Annotated in this window: 1 protein-coding gene; it reads left to right on the forward strand. The window is 46.1% G+C overall.

The window, feature by feature from the left end; genetic code table 11:
• Positions 1 to 521 (forward strand): Ig-like domain-containing protein (locus tag DM444_RS00150; protein ID WP_455423256.1); only part of this gene is annotated, 521 nt, incomplete at both ends.

Raw genomic sequence — 521 nt, forward strand, 5'->3', positions numbered from 1 at the left:
GCAGCTACAGGATGTGAAAGCGCAGTAAGATTGGCTGTAGTAATTACAGTTACAGATCCTGCAACACCGACTACTACAGATACAACACAGGATTTCTGTCTGGTAAATGCACCGACATTTGCGAGCATTCAGACAAATGAAGCCAATGTGGTATGGTATAGCGCTTCAACAGGCGGAACAGCAATTCCAGCGGCAACAGCTTTAACAAGCGGCACTTATTATGCAGCATTAGCTGATGCAGCTACAGGCTGTGAAAGCTCAGTGAGGCTTGCAGTTACCGTTACCGTTACAGATCCTGCAACACCAACCACTACAGACACAACACAGGATTTCTGTCTTGTAAATGCACCAACTTTTGCGAGCATTCAGACAAATGAAGCAAATGTTGTATGGTACAGCGCTTCAACAGGCGGAACAGCAATTCCAGCAGCAACAGCATTAACAAGCGGCACCTATTATGCAGCTTTAGCTGATGCAGCTACAGGCTGTGAAAGTTCAGTGAGATTGGCTGTAACGATCAG

This window comes from Flavobacterium ginsenosidimutans (genome assembly GCF_003254625.1).
Taxonomy (GTDB): domain Bacteria; phylum Bacteroidota; class Bacteroidia; order Flavobacteriales; family Flavobacteriaceae; genus Flavobacterium; species Flavobacterium ginsenosidimutans.